Source organism: Streptomyces sp. NPDC043738, from assembly GCF_056436545.1.
Genome location: NZ_JBWKCJ010000002.1, coordinates 428,358 through 454,090, shown reverse-complemented (window position 1 = coordinate 454,090; position 25,733 = coordinate 428,358). Strand labels below are relative to the sequence as shown.

The window sequence follows — 25,733 nt, the reverse complement described above, 5'->3', positions numbered from 1 at the left end:
AACCGATGGAATTGCCCTCTCAGGTGTTCAACCTCGGCGGATGCCGATGGACCGTGCCATAGCGGACAGTCACACGGCCGTGACGATCAGTCACAGCGTGATCAGTCGCCACAGACCCCTCAAGGACCGCAATACCGATCTACCCGCCCTTAGTTGGACGGAAGGAGCCCACGTCGGGCTCCTTGTCCTATTTTGGCACGAGGGTACGCCTTGGTAGCAAGACCCGAAGTCAGTGCTTTAGGTCACGCTTGAGGCAATCGCCCGGTTAAGGACCTACGTCCCTTACCGCCCAACCACCGAAAAGCGAACAGAGCACTTCCGCGCCACGAACCTCCGGCATTCTCGGCCCTCAGCTGGAGAACTGGCGTTCGCGCACCGCCCGCCACCGCTGAGAAAGCTTCTCGTACGCGACCCCGGCCCGCTCGCCGTCCCCCTCGCGCAGCGCCGCCAACCCCTCCGCCACTTCGGCGGCGGAACGGTCCTCGGCGAGCTGCCCCTCGGGCACCGCGTGCACCAGCCCTCCGTAATCCAGCTCCACGAGCGAACGCGGATGGAATTCCTCGAGCCAGCGCCCCACATCTACCAGGCCGTCGATCAGCGGCCCCTCTTCCAGGGCGTCCCGCAGCGTACGCAGCCCGCGCGCGACCCGGCGCCTGGCCTGCACCATCGGCGTCCGGTAACGCAGCACAGGCGACTGCTCACCCTTGGTGTACTCCCGCTCGCCGTCGTCGAAGAGGACGAACCAGCGGACCGGGACGTGCCAGGACGCCCCCCGGATCCAGGGCCGGGCGTCCGGATTGCGCTCCCGCCACCGCTCGTAGTCGGTGGCCGCCTGCCGGCGCACCACCGGGGGAAGCGCCGCGTCCAGCACCGCCGCCGGCAGCAGCTCCTCCAGGTCCTCCAGGGCCTGCCAGCCGCGCAGCCGGGTGCGCCAAGGACAGACGCAGGTCACCTCGTCGACGACGGTGACGAACGCGTCCGCGCTCTCGTGGACCGGCACCGGCACCGGCGGGGTCGGCAGCAGATCGGCCAGCGCCCGGCGCTGCTCGTCCTGGGCGGTGGGGGTGTCCGCCCGCTTGGCATAGCGCGCCCAGTGGGAGCGCTCCGGCTCGGGGAACGCTGCCAGCGGTTCGTAGACCCGTAGATATGCCATGTACGGGACCTTCACCGACGACGCCACGGCCACGCCCGCTCCTCCAAAGGGAAGTCCACTGCCGGGAGACGCGCCCAAGGGCCCCCGGCCGGCCTGCGATACGACCAGATCGTCCCACGTCCGTCCCCCGGGAGAGGGTGATCCTCCGCACCTGACGGATCAACCCGCCCCGCAGGTCTTACGCTCTTTTCAACCGGCCCTCCCCACCCACAGGAGGGCGTCCTTCGCGACTTATGGGAGTCACCACAGTGACTGACGTACGTCCGGCCCCCGCCGGCACCGACGGCGGCGTTCTGCACACCCTGTTCCGAACGGAGCAGGGGGGCCATGAGCAGGTCGTTCTCTGCCAGGACCGCGCCAGCGGCCTGAAGGCAGTGATCGCCATCCACAGCACCGCCCTGGGGCCCGCCCTCGGTGGCACCCGCTTCCACGCCTACGCCTCCGAAGAGGAGGCCGTGCTGGATGCCCTGAATCTGTCGCGCGGCATGTCCTACAAGAACGCCCTCGCCGGGCTGGACCACGGCGGCGGTAAGGCCGTGATCATCGGTGACCCCGATCTGATCAAGACCGATGAACTTCTGCTCGCCTACGGCCGGTTCGTGGCCTCCCTCGGGGGCCGCTACGTCACCGCGTGCGACGTCGGTACGTACGTCGCCGATATGGACGTCGTCTCCCGTACGAACAAGTGGACCACCGGCCGCTCCCCGGAGAACGGCGGTGCCGGCGACTCCTCCGTCCTGACCGCCTACGGCGTCTTCCAGGGCATGCGCGCCTCGGCCCAGCACGCCTGGGGCGACCCGACGCTGCGTGGCCGCAAGGTCGGTATCGCGGGCGTCGGCAAGGTGGGGCACCTCCTCGTCGAGCACCTCCTCAAGGACGGCGCCGAGGTCGTGATCACGGACGTGCGCAGCGCGTCGGTTGAGCGGGTCCTGGCCGATCACCCGCAGGTCACCGCGGTGGCCGACACCGAGGCACTGATCCGCACCGAGGGCCTGGACGTGTACGCGCCGTGCGCGCTGGGCGGTGCGCTCAGTGACGACTCGGTGCCGGTGCTGACCGCGAAGGTGGTGTGCGGCGCGGCCAACAACCAGCTCGCGCACCCGGGCGTCGAGAAGGACCTGTCCGACCGCGGCATCCTCTACGCGCCCGACTACGTCGTGAATGCCGGCGGTGTCATCCAGGTGGCCGACGAACTGCACGGCTTCGACTTCGACCGCTGCAAGGCCAAGGCCGCCAAGATCTTCGACACCACGCTGGCGATATTCGCTCGTGCGAAGACCGACGGCATTCCGCCCGCCGCGGCCGCCGACCGGATCGCCGAGCAGCGCATGGCGGAGGCGCGGCACGTCTGACCCGGCGCCCGGGCCGGCGGAGCCATTCGGCCTCGTCGGCCGGAAACACGGCCTTGCGCGACCCGCCACGGGTGGTCGGGGAGACATCCCTCACCACCCGTCGGCGGGTCGCCGTACAGGACAGGTTAAAATCGCAGTTGACCAGCGGGGACGGGGCGCCTTGCCGGTCGTGCCGAGCGGCGGGTGATGCGGGCGACGTACCGTATGGCCGCGGAAGCAGGTACCGTTAAAGCCCTACGGGCCGGTCTCTCTGTCGAGAGCCCGCTCTGATCCATGAACGCGTGTCAAGACTCTGGGGCCATCGAGCCCCGTCATTGAGGGGGTCGACCCATGGGGCGCGGCCGGGCCAAGGCCAAGCAGACAAAGGTCGCCCGCCAGCTGAAGTACAGCAGCGGTGGGACGGATCTCTCACGACTGGCCGACGAGCTGGGTGCATCACCGTCGAACCAGCAGCCTCCGAACGGAGAGCCGTTCGAGGATGAAGAGGACGACGACCCGTACGCACGGTACGCAGAGCTGTACAACAAGGACGACGACGATGAGGACGAGGGCGACTCGTCCCAGCAGCGTCGTCGCGCTTGACGCGCCGTGCGCCAGCGGCACCCATAACAGCATCACGGACCCGGTCCTGGGCATCGCCCGGACCGGGTTCTGTGCTGCCCAGAAGTCCGTTGCCACGGCTGTGACGGCCGGAACGGTGTGACCCGCGGTGGCCGCACCGACGACTGCCGGTGCGGCCCAGATGATCAGCCGGCGTAGTCACCGGTCAGGGTCACGGCCTCCGCGTGGTCACCGCGCTCGACGATCTCACCGCTGACCCAGGCGTCCACCCCGCGGTCGGCGAGCGTGGTCAGGGCCACGTCCACCGACTCCTGCGGAACGACGGCGATCATGCCGACGCCCATGTTCAGCGTCTTCTCCAGCTCCAGGCGCTCGACCGATCCGGCCGTGCCGACCAGGTCGAAGACCGGGCCCGGCGTCCAGGTGGCGCGGTCGACGGTGGCGTGCAGGCCGTCCGGGATCACCCGGGCGAGGTTGTTGGCCAGCCCACCGCCCGTGATGTGCGAGAAGGCGTGCACCTCGGTCGTGCGGGTCAGCGCCAGGCAGTCCAGCGAGTAGATCTTGGTGGGCTCCAGGAGCTCCTCGCCGAGCGTGCGGCCGAACTCCGGGACCTCCCGGTCCAGGGTCATGCCGGCCCGGTCGAACAGCACATGGCGGACCAGCGAGTACCCGTTCGAGTGAAGTCCCGACGACGCCATCGCGATCACCGCGTCGCCCGTACGGATGCGATCCGCGCCCAGCACCCGGTCGGCCTCGACGACGCCCGTACCGGCGCCGGCGACGTCGAACTCGTCCGCGCCCAGCAGCCCGGGGTGCTCCGCGGTCTCGCCGCCGACCAGCGCGCAGCCGGCCAGCACACAGCCCTCGGCGATGCCCTTGACGATCGCGGCGACCCGCTCGGGATAGACCTTGCCGACGCAGATGTAGTCGGTCATGAACAGCGGCTCGGCGCCGCAGACGACCAGGTCGTCGACGACCATGCCGACGAGGTCGTGGCCGATGCTGTCGTAGACGCCCATCTTCCGGGCGATGTCGACCTTGGTTCCGACGCCGTCGGTGGCCGAGGCCAGCAGGGGACGCTCGTAGCGCTTGAGGGCGGACGCGTCGAAGAGGCCGGCGAAGCCGCCGAGCCCGCCGACGACCTCGGGGCGGGTGGCCTTCTTCACCCACTGCTTCATCAGGTCGACGGCGCGGTCGCCGGCTTCGATGTCGACGCCCGCGCTCGCGTAGCTGGCACCAGTGCCCGTGTGCGGAGCACGCTCAGATGATTCAGCGGACATGCGGAGAACTTTCGTGTCGTGTGTGTACGAGCTCTACGGGCGACGCAGCGCGTCGGCGCCGCCGACCCCGGCCGTGAGCGTCTGGACGCCGTCCACGTCGGACTTGGTCGGCGCCGCGGTCTCCGATTCCAGGAGGTGCTTGCCCAGCAGCTCCGGGTCGGGCAGCTCCATCGGGTACTCGCCGTCGAAGCAGGCGCGGCACAGGTTCGGCTTGTCGATCGTGGTCGCCTCGATCATGCCGTCGATCGAGATGTACGCGAGCGAATCGGCGCCCAGCGACTTCCCGATCTCCGCCACGCTCAGACCGTTGGCGATCAGCTCCGCGCGGGTGGCGAAGTCGATGCCGAAGAAGCACGGCCACTTGATCGGCGGGGAGGAGATCCGGATGTGGACCTCGGCCGCGCCGGCCTCCCGGAGCATCCGCACGAGCGCGCGCTGGGTGTTGCCGCGGACGATCGAGTCGTCGACGACCACCAGGCGCTTGCCGCGGATGACTTCCTTGAGCGGGTTGAGCTTGAGGCGGATGCCGAGCTGGCGGATGGTCTGCGAGGGCTGGATGAAGGTCCGGCCGACGTAGGAGTTCTTGACCAGGCCGGATCCGTAGGGGATGCCGCTGGCCTCGGCGTACCCGACGGCGGCGGGAGTGCCGGACTCCGGCGTCGCTATCACCAGGTCGGCGTCGGCCGGGGCCTCGGCGGCCAGCTTGCGGCCCATCTCCACCCGGGAGAGGTACACGTTGCGGCCGGCGATGTCGGTGTCCGGGCGGGCGAGGTAGACGTACTCGAAGACGCAGCCCTTGGGGCGGGCCTCGGCGAAGCGGCTGCTGCGCAGGCCGTCCTCGTCGATGGCGACCAGCTCGCCGGGCTCGATCTCGCGGATGAAGCTGGCACCGCAGATGTCCAGGGCGGCGGTCTCGGAGGCGACCACCCAGCCGCGCTCCAGGCGGCCGAGGACCAACGGGCGGATGCCCTGCGGGTCCCGGGCGGCGTAGAGCGTGTGCTCGTCCATGAAGCAGAGCGAGAAGGCGCCCTTGACCTTGGGCAGGACGCGCGGGGCGGCCTCCTCGACGGTCAGCGGCTTGCCGTCCTCGTCGACCTGGCCGGCCAGCAGGGCCGTCACCAGGTCGGTGTCGTTGGTGGCCGCGACCTGCGTCGCGCGGCCGCCCTCGCGGGGCAGCGCGGCGACCATCTCGGCCAGCTCGGCGGTGTTGACCAGGTTGCCGTTGTGGCCGAGCGCGATCGAGCCGTGCGCGGTGGCACGGAACGTCGGCTGGGCGTTCTCCCACACCGAGGCACCGGTGGTGGAGTAGCGGGCATGGCCCACGGCGATATGGCCCTGGAGGGAACCGAGGGAAGTCTCGTCGAAGACCTGGGACACCAGGCCCATGTCCTTGAAGACGAGGATCTGGGAGCCGTTGCTCACTGCGATGCCCGCGGACTCCTGTCCACGGTGCTGCAGCGCGTACAGCCCGAAATAGGTGAGTTTGGCGACCTCTTCACCCGGAGCCCAGACACCGAAGACGCCGCAAGCGTCCTGGGGGCCCTTCTCGCCGGGGAGCAGGTCGTGGTTGAGTCGTCCGTCACCACGTGGCACGCCCCCGAGTCTAGGGCAGGTCGCGGATTCATCCGAACCGGGGATGGGTGCGCTCCTGGAGGAGTGCATGAACGGCGCGTTAAACATGCTTGACGTGCTCACGGCCACACGGCCAGGATTTCTGCCCATGCAGACCCCGCAGCCCTTGGCGCGCCTGGCCGGCCGCCGGGCGCCCCACCGCGCCGAGCGTCTCGTGCGGCGCCGCCACGTCGACTTCGGTCGCATCGCCGGCGACCTCTGTCGCTGAGCACCGGCCTGGTGGCCGTGGGTGATGACGACATCGCCCGCATGACTCCGGCGCCCGCTCTGAGCTGCGCCTTCTCGCGCTTTTAGACATTCACCCCGTATGACGGGTTTTCCACGTATGCGGCTTATACCGCATACGCACCCCTGCACGGCCGTGTGAGATACGCGACGCCCCGCTCCCCCGCCGCCCCCGGGGAGCCGGCACGCCGCGGCACGGCCCCGAACGATCTTCCTGGAGAGCCGAGACGATGTCTTCCGTCGACCCCGCACATCCTTCCGCGCCCGAGGAGCCCGACGGCTCCGGGAAGGCTTCCGGCCTCTCCCGGCGTGCCTTCGGGGGCCTGGCCGGCGGCCTGGGCGCCGCGGCGGCCGTGGGCGGGCCGGCCCTGGCGGCGGGCGCGTCCGGCACCGCTGCCGCCGCACCGCCACAGCCCCGCGAGCGGACCTTCCACGCCGCCCCCGCCCGCCGCTCGCGGCGCCCCAACATCCTGTTCATCCTGGGCGACGACCTGGGCTGGGCCGACCTCTCCTCCTACGGCTCGACCCATATCCGTACGCCCCACCTGGACCGGCTGGCCCGCCAGGGCGTCCGCTTCACCCAGGCGTACGCCGGATCCGCCACCTGCTCGCCCACCCGCTTCAGCCTGTACACGGGCCGCTATCCGGGCCGTACCGAGGGCGGGCTGGCGGAGCCGATCGCCGACCGGAGCGCGGGGCTCGACCCGAACCACCCCACCCTCGCCTCGCTGCTGCGCACCGCCGGCTACGACACCGCACTGATCGGCAAGTGGCACTGCGGCTACCTGCCCGACCACGGCCCCACCAAGTCGGGCTGGAACACCTTCTTCGGCAACTTCGGCGGAGCGCTGGAGTACTACTCCAAGCTGGGACTGGCCGGGGAGTACGACCTCTACGAGGGCGACGCCGAGTACAAGGACCTGCGCTACTACACCCGGATCATCACCGAGCGGGCCGTCGACTACGTCGAGCGCGAGCACACCGCGCCCTGGCTGCTCAACCTCAACTTCACCACTCCCCACTGGCCGTGGATCGCCGAGGGCGACGAGGAGGAGAGCGCGGAGATCGTCCGCAGGATCGAGGCGGGCGAACCGGGCGCGCTCTTCCACCGGGACGGCGGCTCACTGGAGAAGTACCGGGAGATGGTCGAGGACCTCGACCGCTCGGTCGGCGACGTCCTGGCCGCCCTGCGGCGCTCCGGCCAGGAGGAGGACACCCTGGTCTTCTTCGCGAGCGACAACGGCGGCGAGCGCTGGTCGTACAACTGGCCGCTGTCCGGCAACAAGGCCTCGCTCCAGGAGGGCGGCATCCGGGTGCCGACCATCGTGCGCTGGCCCGCCCGGCTGGACGCCGGACAGGTCAGCCATGAGCCGGTGTTCACCCCGGACTGGACCGCCACCCTGCTGGAGATCGCCGGCACCCGGCCGGACCGCGGCCACCCGCTGGACGGTACGAGCCTGGCGGGCTACCTGCTGCGCGGTGAGCGCCTGGCCGAACGCGATCTGTTCTGGCGGGTGCGCGGGGAGCGGGCGCTGCGCCGCGGCGACTGGAAGTACTACCGGGGCAAGGGCGGCAAGGACCAGCTCTTCCACCTCCCGCACGACCCCCGCGAACAGGCCGACAAGGCGGCCGCCGAGCCGCGTGTGCTGGAGCGGCTGCGGGCCGCCTGGGAGGCGGTGGACGAGACGCTGCTGCCCTATCCGAAGGGCTGACGCCGGAAGCCGGGGAGCCCGGCTCGCCCGGCTCAGCTCATCACGGGCAGCAACCGCCCGATGTCGGCCCGCTCCCCACTGGCGGTGACGGTCGCCGCGGCCAGCTCCTCGGCCCAGGTCGTACGGCCGGTGGCCAGACGGATCCAGGTGAGCGGGTCGGTCTCGACGACGTTCGGCGGGGTGCCGCGGGTGTGCCGGGGGCCCTCGACGCACTGGACGACGGCGAACGGCGGCACCCGGAGCTCCACCGACCCGCCGGGCGCCTTGGCGGCCAGCGCGTCGGCCAGCAGCCGGGTGGTGGTGGCCAGGGCCTGACGGTCGTAGGGGATCTTCGCGCCGGTCGCCGCTGCCAGGTCGTCGGTGTGGACGACCAGCTCGACACAGCGGGTGACCAGATAGTCGGCCAGCCGCATCGCGCCGACCCGGGTGGGCAGCGGCCGGTCCTCGACCGAGGGCGGCACGGCCTCGGCGAACTGCTCGGCGGTGCGGGCGAGCAGCTCCACGGGCTCGTCGGCGGCGACGGCCCGGGTGTCGTCGTCGATCCCGGACGCCAGCGGCGCGGTGGCGAACGGCCACTCCAGAAGGGAGGTCTCCGCCTGCGCCGGGGCCGGCCGGCGAAGATTGCCCGCCACACTGCCGACCACCATCGACAGATGCCCCACCAGCTCCCGCACCGACCAGTCGCCGAGCCGGGTGGGCAGCGCGAACTGCTCGGGCGTCAACTCCCCCACGGCCGTCCGCACATGCGCGAACTGTGCAGCGACGGCGGCGCGGGTCTTTGCGGGGTCGTAGCTGCGGGTGCGGGACGTACCTCGGGCGGGAGACATGCGGCCGAGGCTACTGGGGGCGGGCGGTGGTCCGCCCGGAGTTATGCCGAGACCGCGGCCCGCGCCGGACGGGCGAGCCGCGGTCCTCTCGGCAGATCAGGCGATCAGGCCCGGAATCGTGCCCTCGTGTGCCGTGCGGAGCTCGCTCAGCGGGATGCTGAACTGCCCCTGGACGTCGATCTCCGCGCCGTCGACCACACCGATCCGGGTGGCCGGCAGCCCCCGCGCACCGCACATGTCGGTGAAGCGGAGCTCCTCGCTGCGCGGGACGGCGACGATCGCCCGGCCCGCCGACTCGGAGAAGAGCAGGACGAAGGGGTCCAGCCCGTCGGGCACGACCAGGCGAGCGCCCCGGCCGCCCCGCAGACACGACTCCACCAGCGCCTGGATCAGACCGCCGTCGGAGAGGTCGTGCGCCGCGTCGACCATGCCGTCGCGCGAGGCCGAGATCAGGATCTCCGCCAGCAGCTGCTCACGGGCCAGGTCGACCTTCGGCGGGAGCCCGCCGAGGTGGTCGTGCACGACCTGCGACCAGGCCGAGCCGCCCAGCTCCTCCCGGGTGTCACCCAGCAGGTAGATCAGGTGGCCGGCGTCCGCGAACGCGATCGGCGTGCGGCGGTTGACGTCGTCGATGACGCCGAGCACCGCGACCACCGGCGTCGGGTGGATCGCCACGTCACCGGTCTGGTTGTACAGCGAGACGTTGCCGCCGGTGACCGGCGTGCCCAGGGTCTGGCAGGCGTCGGCGAGACCGCGGGTGGCCTCGGCGAACTGCCACATCACCGCCGGGTCCTCGGGCGAGCCGAAGTTCAGGCAGTCGGACACCGCCAGCGGCTTGGCCCCGGACGCGGCGACATTGCGGTACGCCTCGGCCAGCGCCAGCTGGGCACCCGTGTACGGGTCGAGCTTGGCGTACCGGCCGTTGCCGTCGGTGGCCACCGCCACACCCAGGTTCGAGTCCTCGTCGATCCGCACCATGCCGGAGTCCTCCGGCTGCGCGAGCACGGTGTTGCCCTGGACGAACCGGTCGTACTGGTCGGTGATCCACGCCTTGGACGCCTGGTTGGGCGAGCCCACCAGCCGCAGGACCTGCGCGCGCAGCTCCTCGGCGTTCGCCGGCCGCGCCAGCTTGGCCGCGTCGTCCGCCTGGAGGGCGTCCTGCCACTCGGGGCGCTCGAAGGGCCGGTGGTAGGTCGGCCCCTCGTGGGCGACGGAGCGCGGCGGCACGTCCACGATCTGCTCGCCGTGCCAGAAGATCTCCAGCTGCGAGCCGTCCGTCACCTCACCGATGACGGTCGCGATGACGTCCCACTTCTCGCAGATCTCCAGGAAGCGGTCGACCTTGCCCGGCTCGACGATCGCGCACATCCGCTCCTGGGACTCGCTCATGAGGATCTCCTCGGGCGAGAGGGAGGAGTCGCGCAGCGGCACGGTGTCCAGCTCGACGCGCATACCGCCGGAGCCGGCCGAGGCCAGCTCGCTGGTGGCGCAGGACAGCCCGGCGCCGCCGAGGTCCTGGATGCCGTCGACCAGGTTCTCCTTGAAGATCTCCAGGGTGCACTCGATGAGCAGCTTCTCCTGGAAGGGGTCGCCGACCTGGACGGCGGGCCGCTTGGCGGGCTTGCTGTCGTCGAAGGTCTCGGAGGCGAGTACGGAGACGCCGCCGATGCCGTCGCCGCCGGTGCGGGCGCCGTAGAGGATGACCTTGTTGCCGGCGCCGGACGCCTTGGCGAGGTGGATGTCCTCATGCTTCATCACGCCCACGCAGAGCGCGTTGACCAGCGGGTTTCCCTGGTAGCAGGGGTCGAACACGACCTCGCCGCCGATGTTGGGCAGACCCAGGCAGTTGCCGTAGCCGCCGATGCCGGCGACGACGCCCGGCAGGACGCGCTTGGTGTCGGGGTGGTCAGCGGCGCCGAAGCGCAGCGGGTCCATCACGGCGACCGGGCGGGCGCCCATCGCGAGGATGTCGCGCACGATGCCGCCGACACCGGTTGCCGCGCCCTGGTAGGGCTCGATGTACGAGGGGTGGTTGTGCGACTCGACCTTGAAGGTGACCGCGTAGCCCTGGCCGACGTCGACGACGCCCGCGTTCTCGCCGATCCCGACGAGCATCGCGTCGTTCTCGGGGGCCTTCTCGCCGAACTGCTTCAGATGGACCTTGCTGCTCTTGTAGGAGCAGTGCTCGGACCACATGACGGAGTACATGGCGAGCTCGGCGCCGGTGGGGCGGCGGCCGAGGATCTCCCGGATGCGCGCGTACTCGTCCTGCTTCAGGCCCAGTTCGGCCCACGGCTGGTCGACGTCCGGCGTCTCGGCGGCGTGCTTGACCGTGTCCAGCGTCATGCGTTGACCAACTTCTTCAGGATCGAGGTGAAGAATCCCAGGCCGTCGGTGCGGCCCGTACCGACCAGCGGCTCGACGGCGTGCTCGGGGTGCGGCATGAGGCCGACGACGTTGCCCGCCTCGTTGGTGATGCCGGCGATGTCGCGCAGCGAGCCGTTCGGGTTGCCGTCGAGGTAGCGGAAGGCGACCCGGCCCTCCGCCTCCAGCTCGTCGAGGACCCGCTCGTCGGCGACGTAGCGGCCGTCGATGTTCTTCAGCGGTACGGAGATCTCCTGGCCGGCCGTGTAATCGGTGGTCCAGGCGGTGTCCGCGTTCTCCACCCGCAGCTTCTGGTCGCGGCAGATGAAGTGCAGATGGTTGTTGCGCAGCATGGCGCCCGGCAGCAGGTGGGTCTCGGTGAGCACCTGGAAGCCGTTGCAGATGCCGAGGACCGGCATACCGGCCCTGGCCTGCTCGATAACGGTCTCCATCACCGGCGAGAAACGGGAAATGGCCCCGGCCCGCAGGTAGTCGCCGTAGGAGAACCCGCCGGGCAGCACCACGGCGTCGACCTGCTTGAGGTCCTTGTCGCGGTGCCACAGCGGCACCGCCTCGGCGCCGGCCACCCGGACCGCGCGCTGGGTGTCGCGGTCGTCGAGCGTGCCGGGGAAGGTGATGACTCCGATGCGAGCGGTCATGATCCGGCCTCGGCCGGTTCGTCGACGCGAACGGTGAAGTCTTCGATGACGGTGTTGGCGAGGAAGGTCTCGGCCATCTCTTGGATGCGAGCGAGGGCGGCGTCGTCGACCGGACCCTCCACCTCAAGTTCGAAACGCTTGCCCTGACGGACGTCGGCGATCCCCTCGAAACCCAGGCGTGGCAGTGCGCGCTGCACCGCCTGCCCCTGCGGGTCGAGGATCTCCGGCTTGAGCATGACGTCGACTACGACGCGTGCCACTGGCACTCCCGGTGGTGTGGTGCGTAAGGCGGTGTCCTCACAGTACCGCGTTCGAAAATCTACGCGCATAGATATGCAGGACGGCCGATCACGGTCCGGTATCGGCGGGCGTACACCCCAGGGAAAATTCTCGAAAAGATCCGGAGTCGGGATTGCAGGAAGACACGCTGACAAAATTAACTGGGCTTCACAATGCAATGCCCATCGCTGTACAAATGAAAAAGCATTGATCCCAATCAGCCGGATCCGGAGCATCACTCCATGTCAACAAGGGGTTGCTCCACGAAAGGACCGATATCCGTGGCGCAGCGCGTAGTAGTAACGCTCTCCGATGACATCGACGGAGGAGAAGCCGCAGAGACGGTCGCCTTCGGATTGGACGGGAAGTCGTACGAGATCGACCTCAATCCCGCCAATGCGAAGAAACTGCGCGGCGCGCTCGCTCCCTTCGTCGAGGCCGGCCGCAAGCGGGCCAAGTCCGGCAAGGCCTACCACCGGACCGCGGTGACCCCCGACCCCGCGGCCGTTCGCGCCTGGGCCCGTTCGAACCAGATGGACGTCCCGCCGCGCGGCCGGATCCCGAAGAAGGTCTACGAGGCCTTCAACGCCGCCAACCACTAACCGACTTGCCGGCGTCCCGCGGAGCGAGCGCAGCCGACTTGCACAGCACCCCTACTGATCAGCTAGAGTCTGGAGCACGCCGAGGGGCGAGGCCGGAAGGCCGGACCTCACGGAGTCACGCGGGTGTAGCTCAGTAGTAGAGCGCCCCCTTTCCAAGGGGGAGGCGCAGTGTGCAATCCCTGTCACCCGCTCTGACAGTCTCTACCTCTCCATTGGATCAGGTAGAGTAGCTGTCGCGCCGCTCGGTGAAAGCCGAGTGGATGCCTGCGGACGTAGCTCAGTTGGTAGAGCGCAACCTTGCCAAGGTTGAGGTCGCGAGTTCGAGCCTCGTCGTCCGCTCCAGAAAGAAAAGGCCCCGGTCATCGCGACCGGGGCCTTTTTGTCACCGCGGGCGGTTTGTGCCGCCGGGGCTCGGCCCCCGGTGACCGGCCCGGGCCCCGACCGGGCGGCTTTGACCGGCCGGCGTCATTGCGGACTCCCCTAATTCGGTTTCGGGTAGATCGCGACGTACATCGGCGACCCGGCGGCGTACGGCGTGCCGGTCCAGTCGGCGCCGCGGCGGACGGGCTCCGGGCCCGCCTCGTCCGCGTAGGAATCCACCTCGCGGGAGATGTGAGACGGCTCACTTCGGTGTCGATGCGGTAGGAGCCGTTCGCCGGCCAGAGGTGCGAGGCCTGCCCCAGGGCCGTAAGCACGCAGATCGCCGTGCACCGCCTCGACGTCGGCGCCGGACCCGGCGACCGCGGCCCGTAGGCGCTCCAGCATCTCGGGCGAGGAGTCGACACCCACGACGTAGCCGATGCGGGCGGCGAGGGGGAGCGCGTTCCGGCCGGTGCCGACATCGGGTTCGAGGGCGGGGCCGGGCACCAGTCCGGCGAGGGTTTCGCCCGTACGGTGCGCTCGGCGACGCCGAGTGTTGGGCCGGCTAACGGTTCTAATGGCCGCCCGCGAGGAGCAGCAGCACCTCACGCCCGCGGTCCATGAGAAGTGTGGAGTCCGATGCCGGGGAGCGCCGGACGTCCCCGATCGATACCTTTGCCGACTGCCGCATCACTGCGTTTTCCCCCTGCCTCGGTGGACCGCCAGGCAGGACGCATCGGCCATTCGGTCGGTGATTCGACCGGCAACGCCCCGGTTCGCAGCATTTCAGCCGGCGTCGCGGCCGCCCATCCGGATCTTTTCCTCCCCCCGAAGTGGGGCCGCCGCCGGTCGCAACCCCCTGTTATCGCCGGGCATTTGCCGGGCGGCTCAGACGGACATCGCCTCGTGGCCGGTGCGTTCGGCCGTGCGGGACGATGACGTACGCCCAGGAGTGCCGCCTCCACCCGGCCGTTCACCCCGCACTTCAGTTGGAGCGAGCGAATGCATTCCTGGACGGTGTTCGGCCGCAGCGAAAGCCTGTGCGCGATCTGCATATTGGTGAGGCCGCGGGCGAGGAAGAAGAGCACGGATCTCTTGCGTTCCGTGAGCTCCGCCGTCGCGGAGGGGCCGAGGAAGGGGCCGGCCGGCGCCGTCCCGGGGTCGAACGGGTGGCCGGGAAGACCACGGCCGGCCCTCGCCCCGGTGCGCCGGGTAAGGGGCATCCCGCATAACGGTGCTGGCGGGCGGCTCGGGGATTGGTGCGTCGGGAGGATTTCCCGCAGGGGGACGCGCGTCGGGCGGCAGGGGGCCGCGGGCGCCTCGGGCCATGGGGGGCTGGCGGGAGAGGGGTACGTGGGGGCTGACGGTGGAGGGGAACGTGGAGTCGCGGCCGGGCGTACGTACTGCCGTAACCGGCGGGGGCGGAGACGGCCGATCCCGCGGTCAAAGTGGCCGTGGCCGGTGCGCGGTCAACTGACATTTGTCATCTATAGCGATGACACCGTTCACCGGCCCGCCCGTCGATCGCACGGGAGCCTTGAGGCATGAAAACCGGGGAATTCGGCGGGACCGAGACCGTGATCGAGGTCGGCGGACTGCGGCGGCGCTACGGGCCGTCGGGCAGGGGCCGCGGCGAGGGCAGGGGGAGCAACGGACCTGGACCGCGCGGGGGACGGCCCAGGTCCGCGGCGACGGGGGACAAGGCGCGTGGCACGGCCAGGCAGGGGTACGAAGCCGTGCGGGGGGTCGACTTCTCGGTCGCCCGCGGTGAGTTGTTCGCCCTGCTGGGGACCAACGGGGCGGGCAAGACCTCCACCGTCGAGCTGCTGGAGGGGCTGGCCCCGCCGAGCGGCGGGCAGGTGCGGGTGCTGGGACACGACCCGTACAAGGAGCGGGACAAGGTACGCCCGCGGATCGGGGTGATGCTCCAGGAGGGCGGATTCCCCTCGGAGTTGACGCCCACCGAGACCCTGCGGATGTGGGCCGGCTGCACCAGTGGCGCGCGACCGGTGGACGAAGCGCTGGCGATCGTCGGGCTGACCCCGCGCAAGGACGTACGGGTCAAGCAGCTCTCCGGCGGCGAGCGGCGCCGGCTGGACCTGGCACTGGCGCTGCTGGGGCGGCCCGAGGTGCTGTTCCTCGACGAGCCGACGACCGGCCTGGACGCCGAAGCGCGGCACGAGACCTGGGAGCTGGTGCGCTCGCTGTGCGATGTCGGGACGACGGTGCTGCTGACCACGCACTACCTCGAAGAGGCCGAGGAGCTGGCGGACCGGCTGGCGATCATGCACGCCGGCCGGATAGCCGCGACGGGTCGGGTCAGCGAGGTGGTGGCCGCGCAACCGTCCCGGATCTCCTTCGAGCTGCCGGCCGGGTTCCTGGTGGGCGATCTCCCGCCGCTGGCGGAGCTGGGGGTCACCGGGCACGAGCAGAAGGGGCGCACGGTGCGGCTGCAGACCGCCGAACTGCAGCGGGCCGCTACCGGACTGCTGCTCTGGGCCCGGGACAAGGGCGTCGAACTGCACGGCCTGGACGTGCGGGCGGCGTCGCTGGAAGAGGCGTATCTGCAGATATCCCGCGGCATCGACGACGGGATAGGCAGCGGGTTCGGAAACGGTTTCGGAAGCGGGACGGAGAAGGGGGCGGAGAGCAAGTGAGTGCTGTCGGCGGTGAGATGGGGGTTCGCGCGGGGGCGGGGGCGAGCGGCGCGACGAGCGCGGCGGGGCGACTGATCGCGCTGGGACGAGCGGAGCTGACGCTGCTGGGGCGCAGCAAGCTCATGATCTATTCGGGGGTGTTCGCTCCCCTGCTGATCACCTATGGCATGAAGGCGTACTTCAGCGAGCAGTTGGATCCGCAGAAGACCGGGCTGTCCATCGGAGCGCTGATGCTGCCCGCGGCGCTCGGCATGGCCCTGCTCATGGCCGTCTACAGCAACCTCGTCGGCGTGTATGTGACCCGGCGTGAGGACCTGGTGCTCAAACGGCTGCGGACCGGTGAGCTGGCCGACTGGGAGATACTCGCCGGCGGAGCGCTGCCCGCCGTGCTGATCACACTGGCGCAGTGCGTGCTCTATGTGGTCGGCGGCAGCCTGGCGCTGGGAGTGGGGATGCCCAGGGCTCCGCACCTGGTCGTGCTGGGCGTCGTGCTCGGTGTGGTCGTGATGGCCGGACTGGCCGCCCTCACGGCGGGCATCACCAAGTCCGCGGAGGCCGCGCAGCTGACGCCGACGCCGCTGTTCATGGTGTCGCTGGTGGGGTCGGGGGTGTTCTTCCCGCTGGCGATGCTTCCGGACCGCCTGGCCCAGGTGCTCGAACTGCTGCCGCTCTCCCCCGTGATGGGGTTGCTGCAAGCCGGATGGACCGGCGCAGCCGATCCGGGTGAGACGGTGAAGCTGCTGGTCATCGGGTTGGTGTGGAGCGGAATCGCGGTGTTTGCTGGACAGCGGTGGTTCCGCTGGGAGCCACGGCGGTAGAGATGGACGAGGGCGAGGGCGGGGATCGCGTGATCGGGCGGGTGCGGCGGAAGTGGCGGGGGCGTAGCACCCTCGTCTGGATCGACACCTACTCGCGATGGATGCTCCAAGGGCAGCCATGGCTGAGCCTGGGTTTCACCTCGCTGATGCTGGTGGTCCCGGATCACCTCACCGCCGCACAGCTCGCCGTCGTCCGCACGATCATCGCGTTGTCCGCTCTGCAGGCCGTCGTGTTCGTGCCGCTGGGGCGCCGGGCCCTGGACCGGTATCTGGGGAAGGGGCCCGCGCCATGGGGTCTGCTTGCCGTCTCGGTGGTACTGACCGTCGCGGTGTTCGGCACGCTGCTCGCGCTCAGCCTGCTCGTCGGCCGGTCCGGCACCGCCGACGCCAGCACCCTGGGCATGCTGGTGGGCGGGACGATGGTGACGGCCCTGATACCGAGCTGCGCCGCACTGAGCATGCTGATCCGCAAGCGGGTCTTCCTGGGGGGATTCGGCGCGCTCGCCGCTGCGGTGCTGGTCGTGGGCGGCGCACTCACCGGCGGCTGGTCGGCCTGGGGGACCGCAGCGGCCCTGGTGGTCACCGTAGGGCTGATGTCCTGCTCCACGGGGCGGTCCGTCGGCTGGTTCCTCGCCGTGATGTGGAAGCTGGAGGCCGCCCGCGGCGTGCAGGCCCGCCTCGCCGTCGCCGAGGAGCGGTTGCGGTTCGGGCGGGACATGCACGACGTGCTGGGGCGGAATCTGGCGGTGATCTCGCTGAAGAGCGAGCTGGCCGTGCAGCTGGCGCGGCGGGGGCGGGCCGAGGCCGTGGACCAGATGGTGGAGGTGCAGCGGATAGCGCAGGAGTCGCAGCGGGAGGTGCGCGAGGTGGTGCGCGGCTATCGGGAGGCCGATCTGCAGGTGGAGCTGGCCGGGGCGCGTTCCGTACTGCAGGCGGCCGGGGTGGGCTGCCAGATCGAGGGCGACGCCGGGACGGGGCTGCCGGCCGACGTGCAGTCGGCGCTGGGCTGGGTCGCACGGGAGGGCACCACCAACGTGCTGCGGCATGCACCGGACGCCGGGCGCTGTGTGATCCGGACGCGGGTGAGCGCCGGACAGGCGGTGCTGGTGATGGAGAACGACGGCGTACGGGCCTGTGCTCCTGGGCCGGACACGACTGGCGGGGGCAGTGGGCTGAAGGGCCTGCGGGAACGGCTCTCGCCGCTGGGGGGCACGCTGGAGGCGGAGCGGCGGCCGGACGGCTCGTACCGCCTGACGGCCCAGCTGCCGGTCCCGGCCGCCGGTGTACAGGAAGGCGGGGCGCAATGAGCGGGGCACCGATCCGGGTGCTGCTGGCCGACGACGAGCATCTGATCCGGGGCGCGCTGGCCGCGCTGCTGTCCCTGGAGGACGATCTGCTGGTGGTGGCCGAAGCGGCTTCCGGGCCCGAGGCGCTGGCGATGGCGCGGGCACACCGGCCGGACATAGCGGTGCTGGATCTGCAGATGCCGGGGGCGGACGGTGTGTCGGTGGCCACATCTGTGCGGGACGAGCTGCCGGAGTGCCGGTCGATGATCGTGACGAGTCATGGACGGCCGGGCCATCTGAAACGGGCGCTGGAAGCCGGGGTGCGGGGATTCGTGCCGAAGACCGTTTCGGCGCAGCGCCTGGCGGAGATCATCCGTGCCGTCCATGCCGGAAACCGCTATGTGGACCCGGAGTTGGCGGCGGACGCGATCAGCGCCGGGGAGTCGCCGCTGACCGTCCGGGAGGCGGAGGTGCTGGAGTTCGCCGAGGCCGGGGCCCCGGTCACGGAGATCGCGGAGCGGGCGTCGCTGTCACCGGGGACGGTGCGGAACTACCTCTCGTCGGCGACCGCGAAGCTGGGCGCGGAGAATCGTCACGCGGCGGCGCGCCTCGCCCGCGAGCGAGGTTGGCTATAGTGGACCCCGCACCGCGCGGTGGCGACTGGTTTCAGAAGCCGTGACGCGGAGCATGCGGACGTAGCTCAGTTGGTAGAGCGCAACCTTGCCAAGGTTGAGGTCGCGAGTTCGAGCCTCGTCGTCCGCTCAAGGTGAGAAGGGCCCCCGGTCGGTGACCGGGGGCCCTTCCGTTATGACCAGCTGAGGCCGGTGAGGCGCTCGTACGCCTCCAGGTACTTGGCGCGGGTGCGTTCGACGACCTCGTCCGGGAGGGCGGGCGGCGGCAGCTCGCCCGTGCGGTCCCAGGCCGTGGCGGGCGCGGTCAGCCAGTCGCGGACGAACTGCTTGTCGAAGGACGGCTGGGCGTGGCCCGGCTCCCACTGGTCGGCGGGCCAGAAGCGCGAGGAGTCGGGGGTGAGTACCTCGTCGGCCAGGGTCAGCCGCTCCCCGTCGAAGCCGAACTCGAACTTGGTGTCCGCCAGGATGAGGCCTCGCTCGCGGGCGATGTCACGGGCCCGGCCGTAGATGGCGAGGGTGGCCTGCCGCAGCTCGGTCGCGACCTCAGCACCGATCTGACGGGCGACCTCCTCGTAGGAGACGTTCTCGTCGTGGTCGCCGACGGCGGCCTTGGTGGCCGGGGTGAAGATCGGCGCGGGAAGCTCGGAGCCGTCGGAGAGGCCCTCGGGCAGGGCCAGTCCGCAGACCGTACGGGACTGGCGGTATTCGGCGAGGCCTGAGCCGGTGAGGTAGCCGCGGGCCACGCACTCGACGGGGACCATCCGCAGCGACTTGCAGATCAGGGAGCGGCCCGCCCAGTCGGCGGGCGCGCCGGCCGGGAGGTCGGTGGAGATGACGTGGTGCGGGGCCAGGTCGGCGAGCTGGTCGAACCACCACAGGGACAGCTGGGTCAGTACGCGGCCCTTGTCGGGGATCTCGGTGGGCAGCACCCAGTCGTAGGCGGAGATGCGGTCGCTGGCGACCATGACCAGATCGCCGGCGGCGTTCTGGTAGAGGTCGCGCACCTTGCCGGTGTGGAGGTGGGTGAGCCCCGGAACCTCCACTGGCTCAGGCTTTTCTACAAAACCGGACACGCTTCCTCCGCGTAGGTTGATCCAGGAGTCGGTCCGATTCTCCCGTATACGGAAAGCCGACGCCCCACGGGGGCCGGAGGGCTTCTGGGGCTGGATGGCCGCTGGCTCAGGGGCGACGGCCTCTAGGGGGTGGGGGAACAGATCCCGTAGGGGTCGCCTGGGCCCCCTGCGGGCCACAACGTGGCGGGGGCGGAGGAGATTCCCGGGTGACGGGCGAGGCCGGAAGGCGGGCGGGCCGGGGCTGGAGGGGGCCGGAGGGCGGACGGCCGGGCTTGAGGGGGCCGGAGGGCGGACGGCCGGGCTTGAGGGGGCCGGAGGGCGGACGGCCGGGCTTGAGGGGGCCGGAGGGCGGACGGCCGGGCTTGGAGGCTGGGCGGGCGGACGGCCGGGGCTGGAGGCTGGGCGGGCGGACGGTGCCGGAGGGCGGGCGGACGGCCAGGGCCGGAAGCCGGGCGGCCAGAGCCGGAAGCCAAGCCGGGTGGCCAGGGCCGGCAAGCCGGGTGGCCAGGGCGGGTGGACGGCCAGGGCCGGAAGGCGAGCGGCCAGAGCCGGAAGCCAAGCGGCGGCATCGGAGGCTGGACAGTTGGGGGCCGGAGGCTGGAGACGCGGGCGGCACCAGAGCCGGACCAGAGGCTGGGCAGGTGGCCGGGGCCTAAGGCTGGGCGTGCGCGCAGCACCTGAAGTCGGCCGGACGGCCGCAACCAGAGACCGGACGGGCCGCCGAGGCCGAAGGCCCGGCGGGCGACAAGGGGCGAAGCCCGGACGGGCCGCCAAGGCCGAAGACCGGGAAGGTGGCCGGGGCCTAAGGCTGGGCGTGCGGGCACCACCCGAAGTCGGCCGGAGGGCCGCAACCAGAGACCGGACGGGCCGCCGAGGCCGAAGGCCCGGCAGGCGGCCAGCGGCCGAGGCCGGCGGGCGGGCCCCCAGGACCAGAGGCCGGGGCCGGAAGCTGGGCGGGCGGCCAGGGGCTCGGCGGGCGGCCGGGAGCAGCGGCCGGGGGGTTCCTCCGGGCAGGTGCTAATCGCGTTTGCAGATGCGGTCCAGGAGGTTGGCGGTGGCGCGTTGGATGCGTTGGTCGACGTGGCCGGGGCGGTCCAGGGCGGGGGACCAGGCGAAGGTGCCGGAGGCGAAGACCAGGGCGCCGCTGGGGGCGCGGTAGAGGGACGTCTCCTGATGGCGGGGGGCGCCTTCGCCGTCGCGGTACGGGGAGTGCGCGAGCAGGATGCGGCGGGTGTGCTCGGGGAGGCTGGTGCGCGGGAAGTAGCGGTCGGCCTCGCCGGCGACCATGCCGGGGAGTTCATCGCCTTCGTGGGCGCCGGTGGCCTCCCACAGCCAGTGGTCGGCGTTGCGGACGACCATGGGGGCGGGCTCGGGCACCCGGCCGGCGTACTGGATGCCCATCAGGCGCTGCTCGGCGTTGCCCATCTCGCGCCAGAGGGCGGGCCGGCCGGGGCCCTGGCGTTTACGGCAGTTGAGCAGGGAGTGCGGCCCCGAGGGCGACGGGGAGAGCTCGACCTGCCAGTACATGGTGTTGGCGGAGAGGAAGACCAGCGAGGTGCCGGTGTCGCGGGCCAGCTCGACCGTGCGGCGCATGGGCACCGACCAGTATTCGTCGTGGCCCGGGAAGACCAGGCCCCGGTAGCGGGAGGGGTCGACGCGGCCGGCGTGCAGATCGCGGGCGTCGGCGTAGGCGAGGTCGTAGCCGTAGCGCTCGGCCCAGCGGATGAAGTCGTAGGCGTGGCCGACGTGGAGGGGCAGGCCGGCACCGGCGTAGGGGCGGTCGAAGGAGACGGTGGTGGCGGCGTCCCGCTCGCCGAGCAGGGCGCCTTTCTCGTCCCAGGCGTGGTAGAGGCTGGCGCCGGTGCGACCGTCCTCCGGGTAGAGGTTGTAGGCCTGCCAGGTGATGTCGGGCAGCAGCAGGAGCAGGTCGGCGGGGTGGTCGTCGCGGACCGTGAAGGGGATGTGGGAGCGGTAGCCGTCGGCGGTGGTCAGCACCGCGACATAGGCGCCGAGCTGCCAGTACGTGGGGACCTGGAGGCGCCAGGAGAGCCACCAGTGGTGGCAGGAGACCGTGCGGTCGACGGTCAGCGGCGGCGGCTGGACGATGCCGGCCAGCCGCGGGCTGGTGGTGATCTTGGCGGCGCCGGCGCCGCCGTAGTGGCCGATGCGGTACACGTCGATGCTGAAGGGCTGCGGGGGGTCGACCGAGACCCGGAAGTCGATCGCTTCACCGGGGGCCACCGCGCCGGTGCCGGCGAAGCCCTTGATCTGGCGGTGGACGTCGTCGGCGCTGCGCGGGCCGTTGTGCTTGCGGGGCGCGGGCAGCCGCAGGTCGCCCTGGGCGACGGCGGGATCGACGTACCAGGGAATGATCTGGCCGGATTCGAAGTAGTTCTCGCTCCCGCGCAGCCAGGGCAGCGGGCCCTGCCCGAACGGGTCCGTGACCGCGTGGGCGAGGGCGCCCGATTCCCATCGCCTGATCTGTTCCGTCGCCACCTTCCGCTCCCCTCCCGCGTCCCCCGTCGACCTCGGCCGATCGGGCCGGTGCTGCGTCCGCTGAGCGGACCCGGCCATCCCCCAGCACATCACATTACGCACTCACTTCGTCACCCTTCGTTGTGAATTTAGATGCCACCGCCCCGAAGCACGAACTGGAATGGAACATTCAGCCGGTGCTCCGGACGCTTGCGGGTGACCGCTTCGGGCGCGTGTTCGCCGATCGCAGCGGCAGTCGGGGCGCATACGGGCGCGAGCCCCGGCGCACGCTCCGGTCAGTCGCCCGTGTCATACCAGCCGGACCGGCTTCTCGGGGCGTACGCCGACCGTCGTCAGCCAGCCTCGCAGCGGTTCCGCGTCACCGTCGTCGACCAGGCTGAGCACCGGGCGGCCGAGGTCGGCGCGGCGGGCGCCGTCTACCAGCAGCGCCGGGCCGTCGAGCCAGTCCAGGCCGGGGGCGGCGCCGGCGGTGTCGACGGCGGCGCAGCAGACCATGGCGGTCACGTGGTCCGCGAGCAGCTCGCGGCCCGTCCGGGGCGGCTGCAGCGGGAACAGCGGAAGGCCGCCCTCGACCATGCCGTCGCCCCAGACCACGCCCACCGCGGCGTCCTGCGCACGGCTGCCGCGGGCGGCCTGGCGGGCGGCCTCCTCGCGCTCCTCGCGCTCGACCTCGGCGCCCAGCCGGGCGGCGACGAGATCGCCCGCCCGCTCGTCATGGGCGAGCCGGTCGATGACCCGGGCCAGGGTCGGGCCCGCGGGCGGGGCGGCGGGCTCACCGGCCCGGCGGTCGGCGGGGGCGGCCGCCGGGCTCGTGGGCGGGCCGTCACCGGGGCGGCGGCCGGCGGGCCCGCGGGCCGGGGTGCTGGCGTACGACAGGGTCGGGGCGGCGGGGGCCGCCTCCGGGGCCGTGGGCGGGGTCGTCGGGAGCGCCGCCGGGAGGTCGTCGAGGACGCGGTGGAGGCGGGCGGCCTCCAGGCGCCATTTGCGGTCCACGACCTCTTCCGGGTACTGGTGCCAGCCGACCGGCGACCAGTCGGGTCCCGGCTCGGCCGGGCCGCCGTGGAAGAGGCGGGCGGCCAGCAGGGAGGCGGCGCTGTCGATGGCGCCCGGCTCCTCCAGGAGGTCGCAGGCGGGGCGCTCGCCCAGACGGGAGGCGAAGCCGTCGGCGAGGCGGTCGCGGCGGGAGAGCTCGGTGAGCGCGGAGACCACGCCGGCGTCCAGCCGGGAAGGCCAGCGGCCCATCCGCCAGGCGGGCAGCGCGACCCGGGTCAGCAGCCGGTCCCAGCCGGCGTAGGCGAGGCCGACCTGCTCCTGGGCGACGATCCGCAGGCCGTAGTCGACGTTCTGGGCGCGCTCGGAGGCGGCGGCCGCAACGGCCCGCTCCATGATCATGGCGTGCTCGCGGCAGGCCCGCAGCAGCAGCCGCGCCACCTGGCCGACGAAGCGGAGCGCCGGACCTCGCAGCGGGCCGCGGGCACGGGCCGAGACCGCCACCGCGGCGTCCAGGCCGCGGATGAAGCGGCGGGCGGCGGCTATGTCGGGGTGGGCCGACGGGCCGGTGCCGGCGACGACGGGGGCCAGCAGGGCGCGCAGCTCCCCGACCCGCATCCACCACAGGAACGGGGATCCGATGACCAGGACCGGTGCCTTGGGCGCCCGCCGCGCCTCGGCCGGGGGGCGCTCACCGCGGTCGGGCGGGCCGTGGGCGCGGTGCGTACGGTCCTCCAGCCAGCTGTCGCAGTCCGGTGTGAGCGCTATCGCGGACGGCGCGGGGACCTCCAGGCGGTCGGCGAGATCGCGGACGAGGCGGTAGAGGTCGGGGGCCGACTTCTCGGAGATCGGCACGGAGGGGCTGAGCGCGGGCCGGGCACGCGCGACGACGGTCGCCACCAGGGCCGCGAGCAGCAGGCTGAGCACCGCGGCGCCGCTGACGATCCAGCGGGCGAGGTCCCAGCCGCCGCCCGTACCGAGATGGCCGCTCACCCTGCCGGCGAACAGCACCACCGCCGCGGCCGCGGGCAGCAGCGCCACCGCCAGCGCCGCGCCGCGCACCCGCAGCACGGCGAGGGCGCGGGCACGCGCCGCCAGGACGCCTGTTTCCGGACTTGCCACGAGCCTGTACACCCCCTGCTGTCCTGATGGAGCCGGACGGAGAGAACACGGGACGGACGCCTTCGAACACTGCGCTTCGCAGTGATGCGAGCGACCTCGCTCATCACCACTGTGGCACTGGCCACTGACATCGCAATGCCGGTGAGCCACTTGCCGGACGCCACCGCGGCAACCGCGCCGTAGCAGGGCACGGCATCCGCAGGACGCTTGCGCGGCACCCTAGTTGGGGGTGTGGGCCTCGTCAGCCGGAATCTGGTGTGGTCACTCGATGGAATGGCTTTGGGTAAAGCCGGGAACCCGCGGTAAGGGGTGTGGGCGTAGGGGCCCGTACGGCCCGGGGGCCGCTGGTGCCCCCTATGCGCCCGACGCCTGCGCCGCCTCGTCCGCGACCTTGGCGGCGATGTCCGTACGGTGCTGGGAGCCGTCCAGGGAGATCCGGTCCACGGCGCGGTAGGCACGCCGGCGGGCGGTGGTGAGGTCGGCGCCGGTGGCGGTGACCGACAGCACCCGGCCGCCCGCGCTGAGCACCGCGCCGGAGTCGTCGCGCCGGGTGCCGGCGTGCAGGACGTAGGCGTTCGGGGCGTCCTGCTCGGCGACCTCGGCCAGGCCCTCGACGGCATCGCCGGTGCGCGGGGTGCCCGGGTAGTTGTGGGAGGCGATGACGACCGTCACGGCCGCGTCGTCGCTCCAGCGCAGCGGCGGGAGCGCGGCCAGCTCGCCGGTGGCGGCGGCCCGCAGCAGTCCGCCGAGCGGGGTCTTGAGGCGGGCCAGGACGACCTGGGTCTCGGGGTCGCCGAAACGGGCGTTGAACTCGATCACCCGCACACCGCGGGAGGTGATCGCCAGGCCCGCGTAGAGCAGCCCGGAGAAGGGGGTGCCGCGGCGGCGCAGCTCGTCGACGGTGGGCTGCAGGACGGTGGCCATGACCTCGTCGACCAGCTTGGGGTCGGCCCACGGCAGCGGGCTGTACGCGCCCATGCCGCCGGTGTTGGGGCCCTGGTCCCCGTCGTAGGCGCGCTTGAAGTCCTGGGCGGGCTGCAGCGGGACGACGCTCTCGCCGTCGGTGATCGCGAAGAGCGAGACCTCCGGGCCGTCGAGGAACTCCTCGATGACCACCCGGTCGCAGGCCAGCGCATGGGCGCGGGCCGCCTCGACGTCCTCGGTGACCACGACGCCCTTGCCGGCGGCCAGGCCGTCGTCCTTGACGACGTACGGCGCCCCGAAGGCGTCCAGGGCCTCGTCGATCTCTTCCGGGGTGGTGCAGACGTAGCTGCGGGCCGTGGGGACGGCCGCGGCGGCCATCACGTCCTTGGCGAAGGCCTTGGAGCCCTCCAGCTGGGCGGCTTGGGCCGAGGGGCCGAAGACCGGGATGCCGCGGTCGCGTACGGCGTCCGCGACGCCCGCCACCAGGGGGGCCTCGGGCCCGACGACGACCAGGTCGGCCTCCAGGCCGGCCGCGAGTTCGGCGACGGCCGCGCCGTCGAGGGCGTCGACCCCGTGCAATTCGGCCACCTCGGCGATGCCGGCGTTGCCGGGAGCGCAGTGCAGCGCGGTGACGTCGGGGTCGAGGGACAGAGAGCGGCACAGGGCGTGTTCGCGGGCGCCGCCGCCGATGACGAGGACCTTCACGGTGGCAGCCTAGACGAACGCACC

At 71.7% G+C, this 25,733-nt stretch carries 21 protein-coding genes and 3 tRNA genes; 11 read left to right on the top strand and 13 right to left on the bottom strand.

Annotated features, from left to right (window positions below; all coding sequences use genetic code 11):
- Positions 1 to 349: 349 nt before the first annotated feature.
- On the bottom strand, positions 350 to 1,186 hold the full coding sequence (locus AC0680_RS05175) for a DUF8083 family protein (protein ID WP_478625007.1): 837 nt from the start codon (positions 1,184 to 1,186) through the stop codon (positions 350 to 352).
- 200 nt (positions 1,187 to 1,386) lie between these two features.
- On the opposite strand from AC0680_RS05175, the gene AC0680_RS05170 reads away from it, so the two are divergent.
- Both AC0680_RS05170 and AC0680_RS05165 read left to right on the top strand, forming a co-directional pair.
- Positions 1,387 to 2,505, top strand: coding sequence for a Leu/Phe/Val dehydrogenase (locus AC0680_RS05170; RefSeq protein ID WP_478625005.1), 1,119 nt, complete (start codon positions 1,387 to 1,389; stop codon positions 2,503 to 2,505).
- Between the two features lie 330 nt (positions 2,506 to 2,835).
- Positions 2,836 to 3,087 (top strand): DUF3073 domain-containing protein, encoded by a 252-nt coding sequence (locus tag AC0680_RS05165; protein ID WP_384439416.1) that lies wholly within the window; start codon positions 2,836 to 2,838, stop codon positions 3,085 to 3,087.
- Positions 3,088 to 3,251: 164 nt separating this feature from the next.
- Here AC0680_RS05165 and purM read toward each other — a convergent pair whose 3' ends face one another.
- Positions 3,252 to 4,346 carry a phosphoribosylformylglycinamidine cyclo-ligase gene (gene purM / locus AC0680_RS05160; RefSeq protein ID WP_478625001.1) on the bottom strand — a complete coding sequence of 365 codons (1,095 nt, stop codon included), beginning with the start codon at positions 4,344 to 4,346 and terminating at the stop codon, positions 3,252 to 3,254.
- 33 nt (positions 4,347 to 4,379) lie between these two features.
- On the bottom strand, positions 4,380 to 5,939 hold the full coding sequence (purF, locus tag AC0680_RS05155; RefSeq protein ID WP_478624998.1) for an amidophosphoribosyltransferase: 1,560 nt from the start codon (positions 5,937 to 5,939) through the stop codon (positions 4,380 to 4,382).
- 494 nt (positions 5,940 to 6,433) lie between these two features.
- Here purF and AC0680_RS05150 point away from each other — a divergent pair, with 494 nt between their 5' ends.
- Positions 6,434 to 7,915, top strand: coding sequence for a sulfatase family protein (locus AC0680_RS05150; RefSeq protein WP_478624996.1), 1,482 nt, complete (start codon positions 6,434 to 6,436; stop codon positions 7,913 to 7,915).
- Positions 7,916 to 7,947: 32 nt separating this feature from the next.
- Here the strand turns inward: AC0680_RS05150 and AC0680_RS05145 are convergent, their stop codons facing one another.
- The 4 genes from AC0680_RS05145 to purS all read right to left on the bottom strand — a co-directional run bounded on the left by AC0680_RS05145 (position 7,948) and on the right by purS (position 12,025).
- Positions 7,948 to 8,742: a maleylpyruvate isomerase family mycothiol-dependent enzyme gene (locus AC0680_RS05145; protein WP_478624994.1), complete on the bottom strand. Its 795-nt coding sequence runs from the start codon at positions 8,740 to 8,742 to the stop codon at positions 7,948 to 7,950.
- A gap of 96 nt (positions 8,743 to 8,838) precedes the next feature.
- Positions 8,839 to 11,088, bottom strand: a complete 2,250-nt coding sequence (gene purL / locus AC0680_RS05140; RefSeq protein ID WP_478624992.1) for a phosphoribosylformylglycinamidine synthase subunit PurL — start codon at positions 11,086 to 11,088, stop codon at positions 8,839 to 8,841.
- Positions 11,085 to 11,765: a phosphoribosylformylglycinamidine synthase subunit PurQ gene (gene purQ, locus AC0680_RS05135; protein WP_478624991.1), complete on the bottom strand. Its 681-nt coding sequence runs from the start codon at positions 11,763 to 11,765 to the stop codon at positions 11,085 to 11,087. Before purQ ends, purL begins: the two co-directional genes overlap by 4 nt.
- Positions 11,762 to 12,025, bottom strand: coding sequence for a phosphoribosylformylglycinamidine synthase subunit PurS (purS, locus tag AC0680_RS05130; protein WP_393499192.1), 264 nt, complete (start codon positions 12,023 to 12,025; stop codon positions 11,762 to 11,764). Before purS ends, purQ begins: the two co-directional genes overlap by 4 nt.
- A gap of 300 nt (positions 12,026 to 12,325) precedes the next feature.
- Between purS and AC0680_RS05125 the strand changes: the two genes are divergently transcribed.
- From AC0680_RS05125 to AC0680_RS05115, 3 genes are all read left to right on the top strand, one after another.
- The gene (locus AC0680_RS05125) at positions 12,326 to 12,646 is read left to right on the top strand and encodes a histone-like nucleoid-structuring protein Lsr2 (protein WP_026170169.1); all 321 of its coding nucleotides are present in this window, start codon (positions 12,326 to 12,328) and stop codon (positions 12,644 to 12,646) included.
- Between the two features lie 119 nt (positions 12,647 to 12,765).
- Positions 12,766 to 12,837: transfer RNA gene (locus AC0680_RS05120), tRNA-Gly, on the top strand.
- 75 nt (positions 12,838 to 12,912) lie between these two features.
- Positions 12,913 to 12,988 (top strand) — tRNA-Gly (locus AC0680_RS05115).
- A 138-nt stretch (positions 12,989 to 13,126) separates the two neighbouring features.
- Here AC0680_RS05115 and AC0680_RS05110 read toward each other — a convergent pair.
- Together AC0680_RS05110 and AC0680_RS05105 are read right to left on the bottom strand one after the other, a co-directional pair.
- On the bottom strand, positions 13,127 to 13,513 hold the full coding sequence (locus AC0680_RS05110; RefSeq protein WP_478624988.1) for a class I SAM-dependent methyltransferase: 387 nt from the start codon (positions 13,511 to 13,513) through the stop codon (positions 13,127 to 13,129).
- 98 nt (positions 13,514 to 13,611) lie between these two features.
- Positions 13,612 to 14,229: a response regulator transcription factor gene (locus AC0680_RS05105; RefSeq protein WP_478624987.1), complete on the bottom strand. Its 618-nt coding sequence runs from the start codon at positions 14,227 to 14,229 to the stop codon at positions 13,612 to 13,614.
- Between the two features lie 321 nt (positions 14,230 to 14,550).
- Here AC0680_RS05105 and AC0680_RS05100 point away from each other — a divergent pair, with 321 nt between their 5' ends.
- The 5 genes from AC0680_RS05100 to AC0680_RS05080 all read left to right on the top strand — a co-directional run bounded on the left by AC0680_RS05100 (position 14,551) and on the right by AC0680_RS05080 (position 18,529).
- Entirely contained in the window at positions 14,551 to 15,663 is a 1,113-nt protein-coding gene (locus AC0680_RS05100; RefSeq protein ID WP_478624985.1) for an ABC transporter ATP-binding protein, read from the top strand.
- On the top strand, positions 15,660 to 16,481 hold the full coding sequence (locus AC0680_RS05095; RefSeq protein WP_478624983.1) for an ABC transporter permease: 822 nt from the start codon (positions 15,660 to 15,662) through the stop codon (positions 16,479 to 16,481). Before AC0680_RS05100 ends, AC0680_RS05095 begins: the two co-directional genes overlap by 4 nt.
- Positions 16,482 to 16,483: 2 nt before the next feature.
- Positions 16,484 to 17,788: a sensor histidine kinase gene (locus AC0680_RS05090; RefSeq protein ID WP_478624981.1), complete on the top strand. Its 1,305-nt coding sequence runs from the start codon at positions 16,484 to 16,486 to the stop codon at positions 17,786 to 17,788.
- Positions 17,785 to 18,402, top strand: a complete 618-nt coding sequence (locus AC0680_RS05085; protein ID WP_384423977.1) for a response regulator — start codon at positions 17,785 to 17,787, stop codon at positions 18,400 to 18,402. The genes AC0680_RS05090 and AC0680_RS05085 overlap by 4 nt, the downstream gene beginning before the upstream one ends.
- 54 nt (positions 18,403 to 18,456) lie before the next feature.
- Positions 18,457 to 18,529 (top strand) — tRNA-Gly (locus tag AC0680_RS05080).
- A gap of 43 nt (positions 18,530 to 18,572) precedes the next feature.
- Here the strand turns inward: AC0680_RS05080 and AC0680_RS05075 are convergent.
- From AC0680_RS05075 to purD, 4 genes are all read right to left on the bottom strand, one after another.
- A complete protein-coding gene (locus AC0680_RS05075) occupies positions 18,573 to 19,472 on the bottom strand; it encodes a phosphoribosylaminoimidazolesuccinocarboxamide synthase (protein WP_478624980.1) in 900 nt (299 codons plus the stop codon).
- Between the two features lie 1,017 nt (positions 19,473 to 20,489).
- Positions 20,490 to 21,968 (bottom strand): N,N-dimethylformamidase beta subunit family domain-containing protein, encoded by a 1,479-nt coding sequence (locus AC0680_RS05070; RefSeq protein WP_478624978.1) that lies wholly within the window; start codon positions 21,966 to 21,968, stop codon positions 20,490 to 20,492.
- A gap of 288 nt (positions 21,969 to 22,256) precedes the next feature.
- On the bottom strand, positions 22,257 to 24,080 hold the full coding sequence (locus AC0680_RS05065) for a hypothetical protein (protein WP_478624976.1): 1,824 nt from the start codon (positions 24,078 to 24,080) through the stop codon (positions 22,257 to 22,259).
- Positions 24,081 to 24,434: 354 nt separating this feature from the next.
- Positions 24,435 to 25,709, bottom strand: coding sequence for a phosphoribosylamine--glycine ligase (purD, locus tag AC0680_RS05060; protein WP_478624974.1), 1,275 nt, complete (start codon positions 25,707 to 25,709; stop codon positions 24,435 to 24,437).
- Positions 25,710 to 25,733: the final 24 nt, after the last annotated feature.

What these genes read in the sequence shown, in the direction of transcription:
- AC0680_RS05170 (WP_478625005.1), top strand. Translation starts at nt 1,387, where the DNA reads ATGGGAGTCACCACAGTGACTGACGTACGTCCGGCCCCCGCCGGCACC.
- AC0680_RS05165 (WP_384439416.1), top strand. Translation starts at nt 2,836, where the DNA reads ATGGGGCGCGGCCGGGCCAAGGCCAAGCAGACAAAGGTCGCCCGCCAG.
- purM (WP_478625001.1), bottom strand. Translation starts at nt 4,346, where the DNA reads ATGTCCGCTGAATCATCTGAGCGTGCTCCGCACACGGGCACTGGTGCC.
- AC0680_RS05150 (WP_478624996.1), top strand. Translation starts at nt 6,434, where the DNA reads ATGTCTTCCGTCGACCCCGCACATCCTTCCGCGCCCGAGGAGCCCGAC.
- AC0680_RS05145 (WP_478624994.1), bottom strand. Translation starts at nt 8,742, where the DNA reads ATGTCTCCCGCCCGAGGTACGTCCCGCACCCGCAGCTACGACCCCGCA.
- purL (WP_478624992.1), bottom strand. Translation starts at nt 11,088, where the DNA reads ATGACGCTGGACACGGTCAAGCACGCCGCCGAGACGCCGGACGTCGAC.
- purQ (WP_478624991.1), bottom strand. Translation starts at nt 11,765, where the DNA reads ATGACCGCTCGCATCGGAGTCATCACCTTCCCCGGCACGCTCGACGAC.
- AC0680_RS05105 (WP_478624987.1), bottom strand. Translation starts at nt 14,229, where the DNA reads ATGCCCCTTACCCGGCGCACCGGGGCGAGGGCCGGCCGTGGTCTTCCC.
- AC0680_RS05100 (WP_478624985.1), top strand. Translation starts at nt 14,551, where the DNA reads ATGAAAACCGGGGAATTCGGCGGGACCGAGACCGTGATCGAGGTCGGC.
- AC0680_RS05090 (WP_478624981.1), top strand. Translation starts at nt 16,484, where the DNA reads ATGGACGAGGGCGAGGGCGGGGATCGCGTGATCGGGCGGGTGCGGCGG.
- AC0680_RS05085 (WP_384423977.1), top strand. Translation starts at nt 17,785, where the DNA reads ATGAGCGGGGCACCGATCCGGGTGCTGCTGGCCGACGACGAGCATCTG.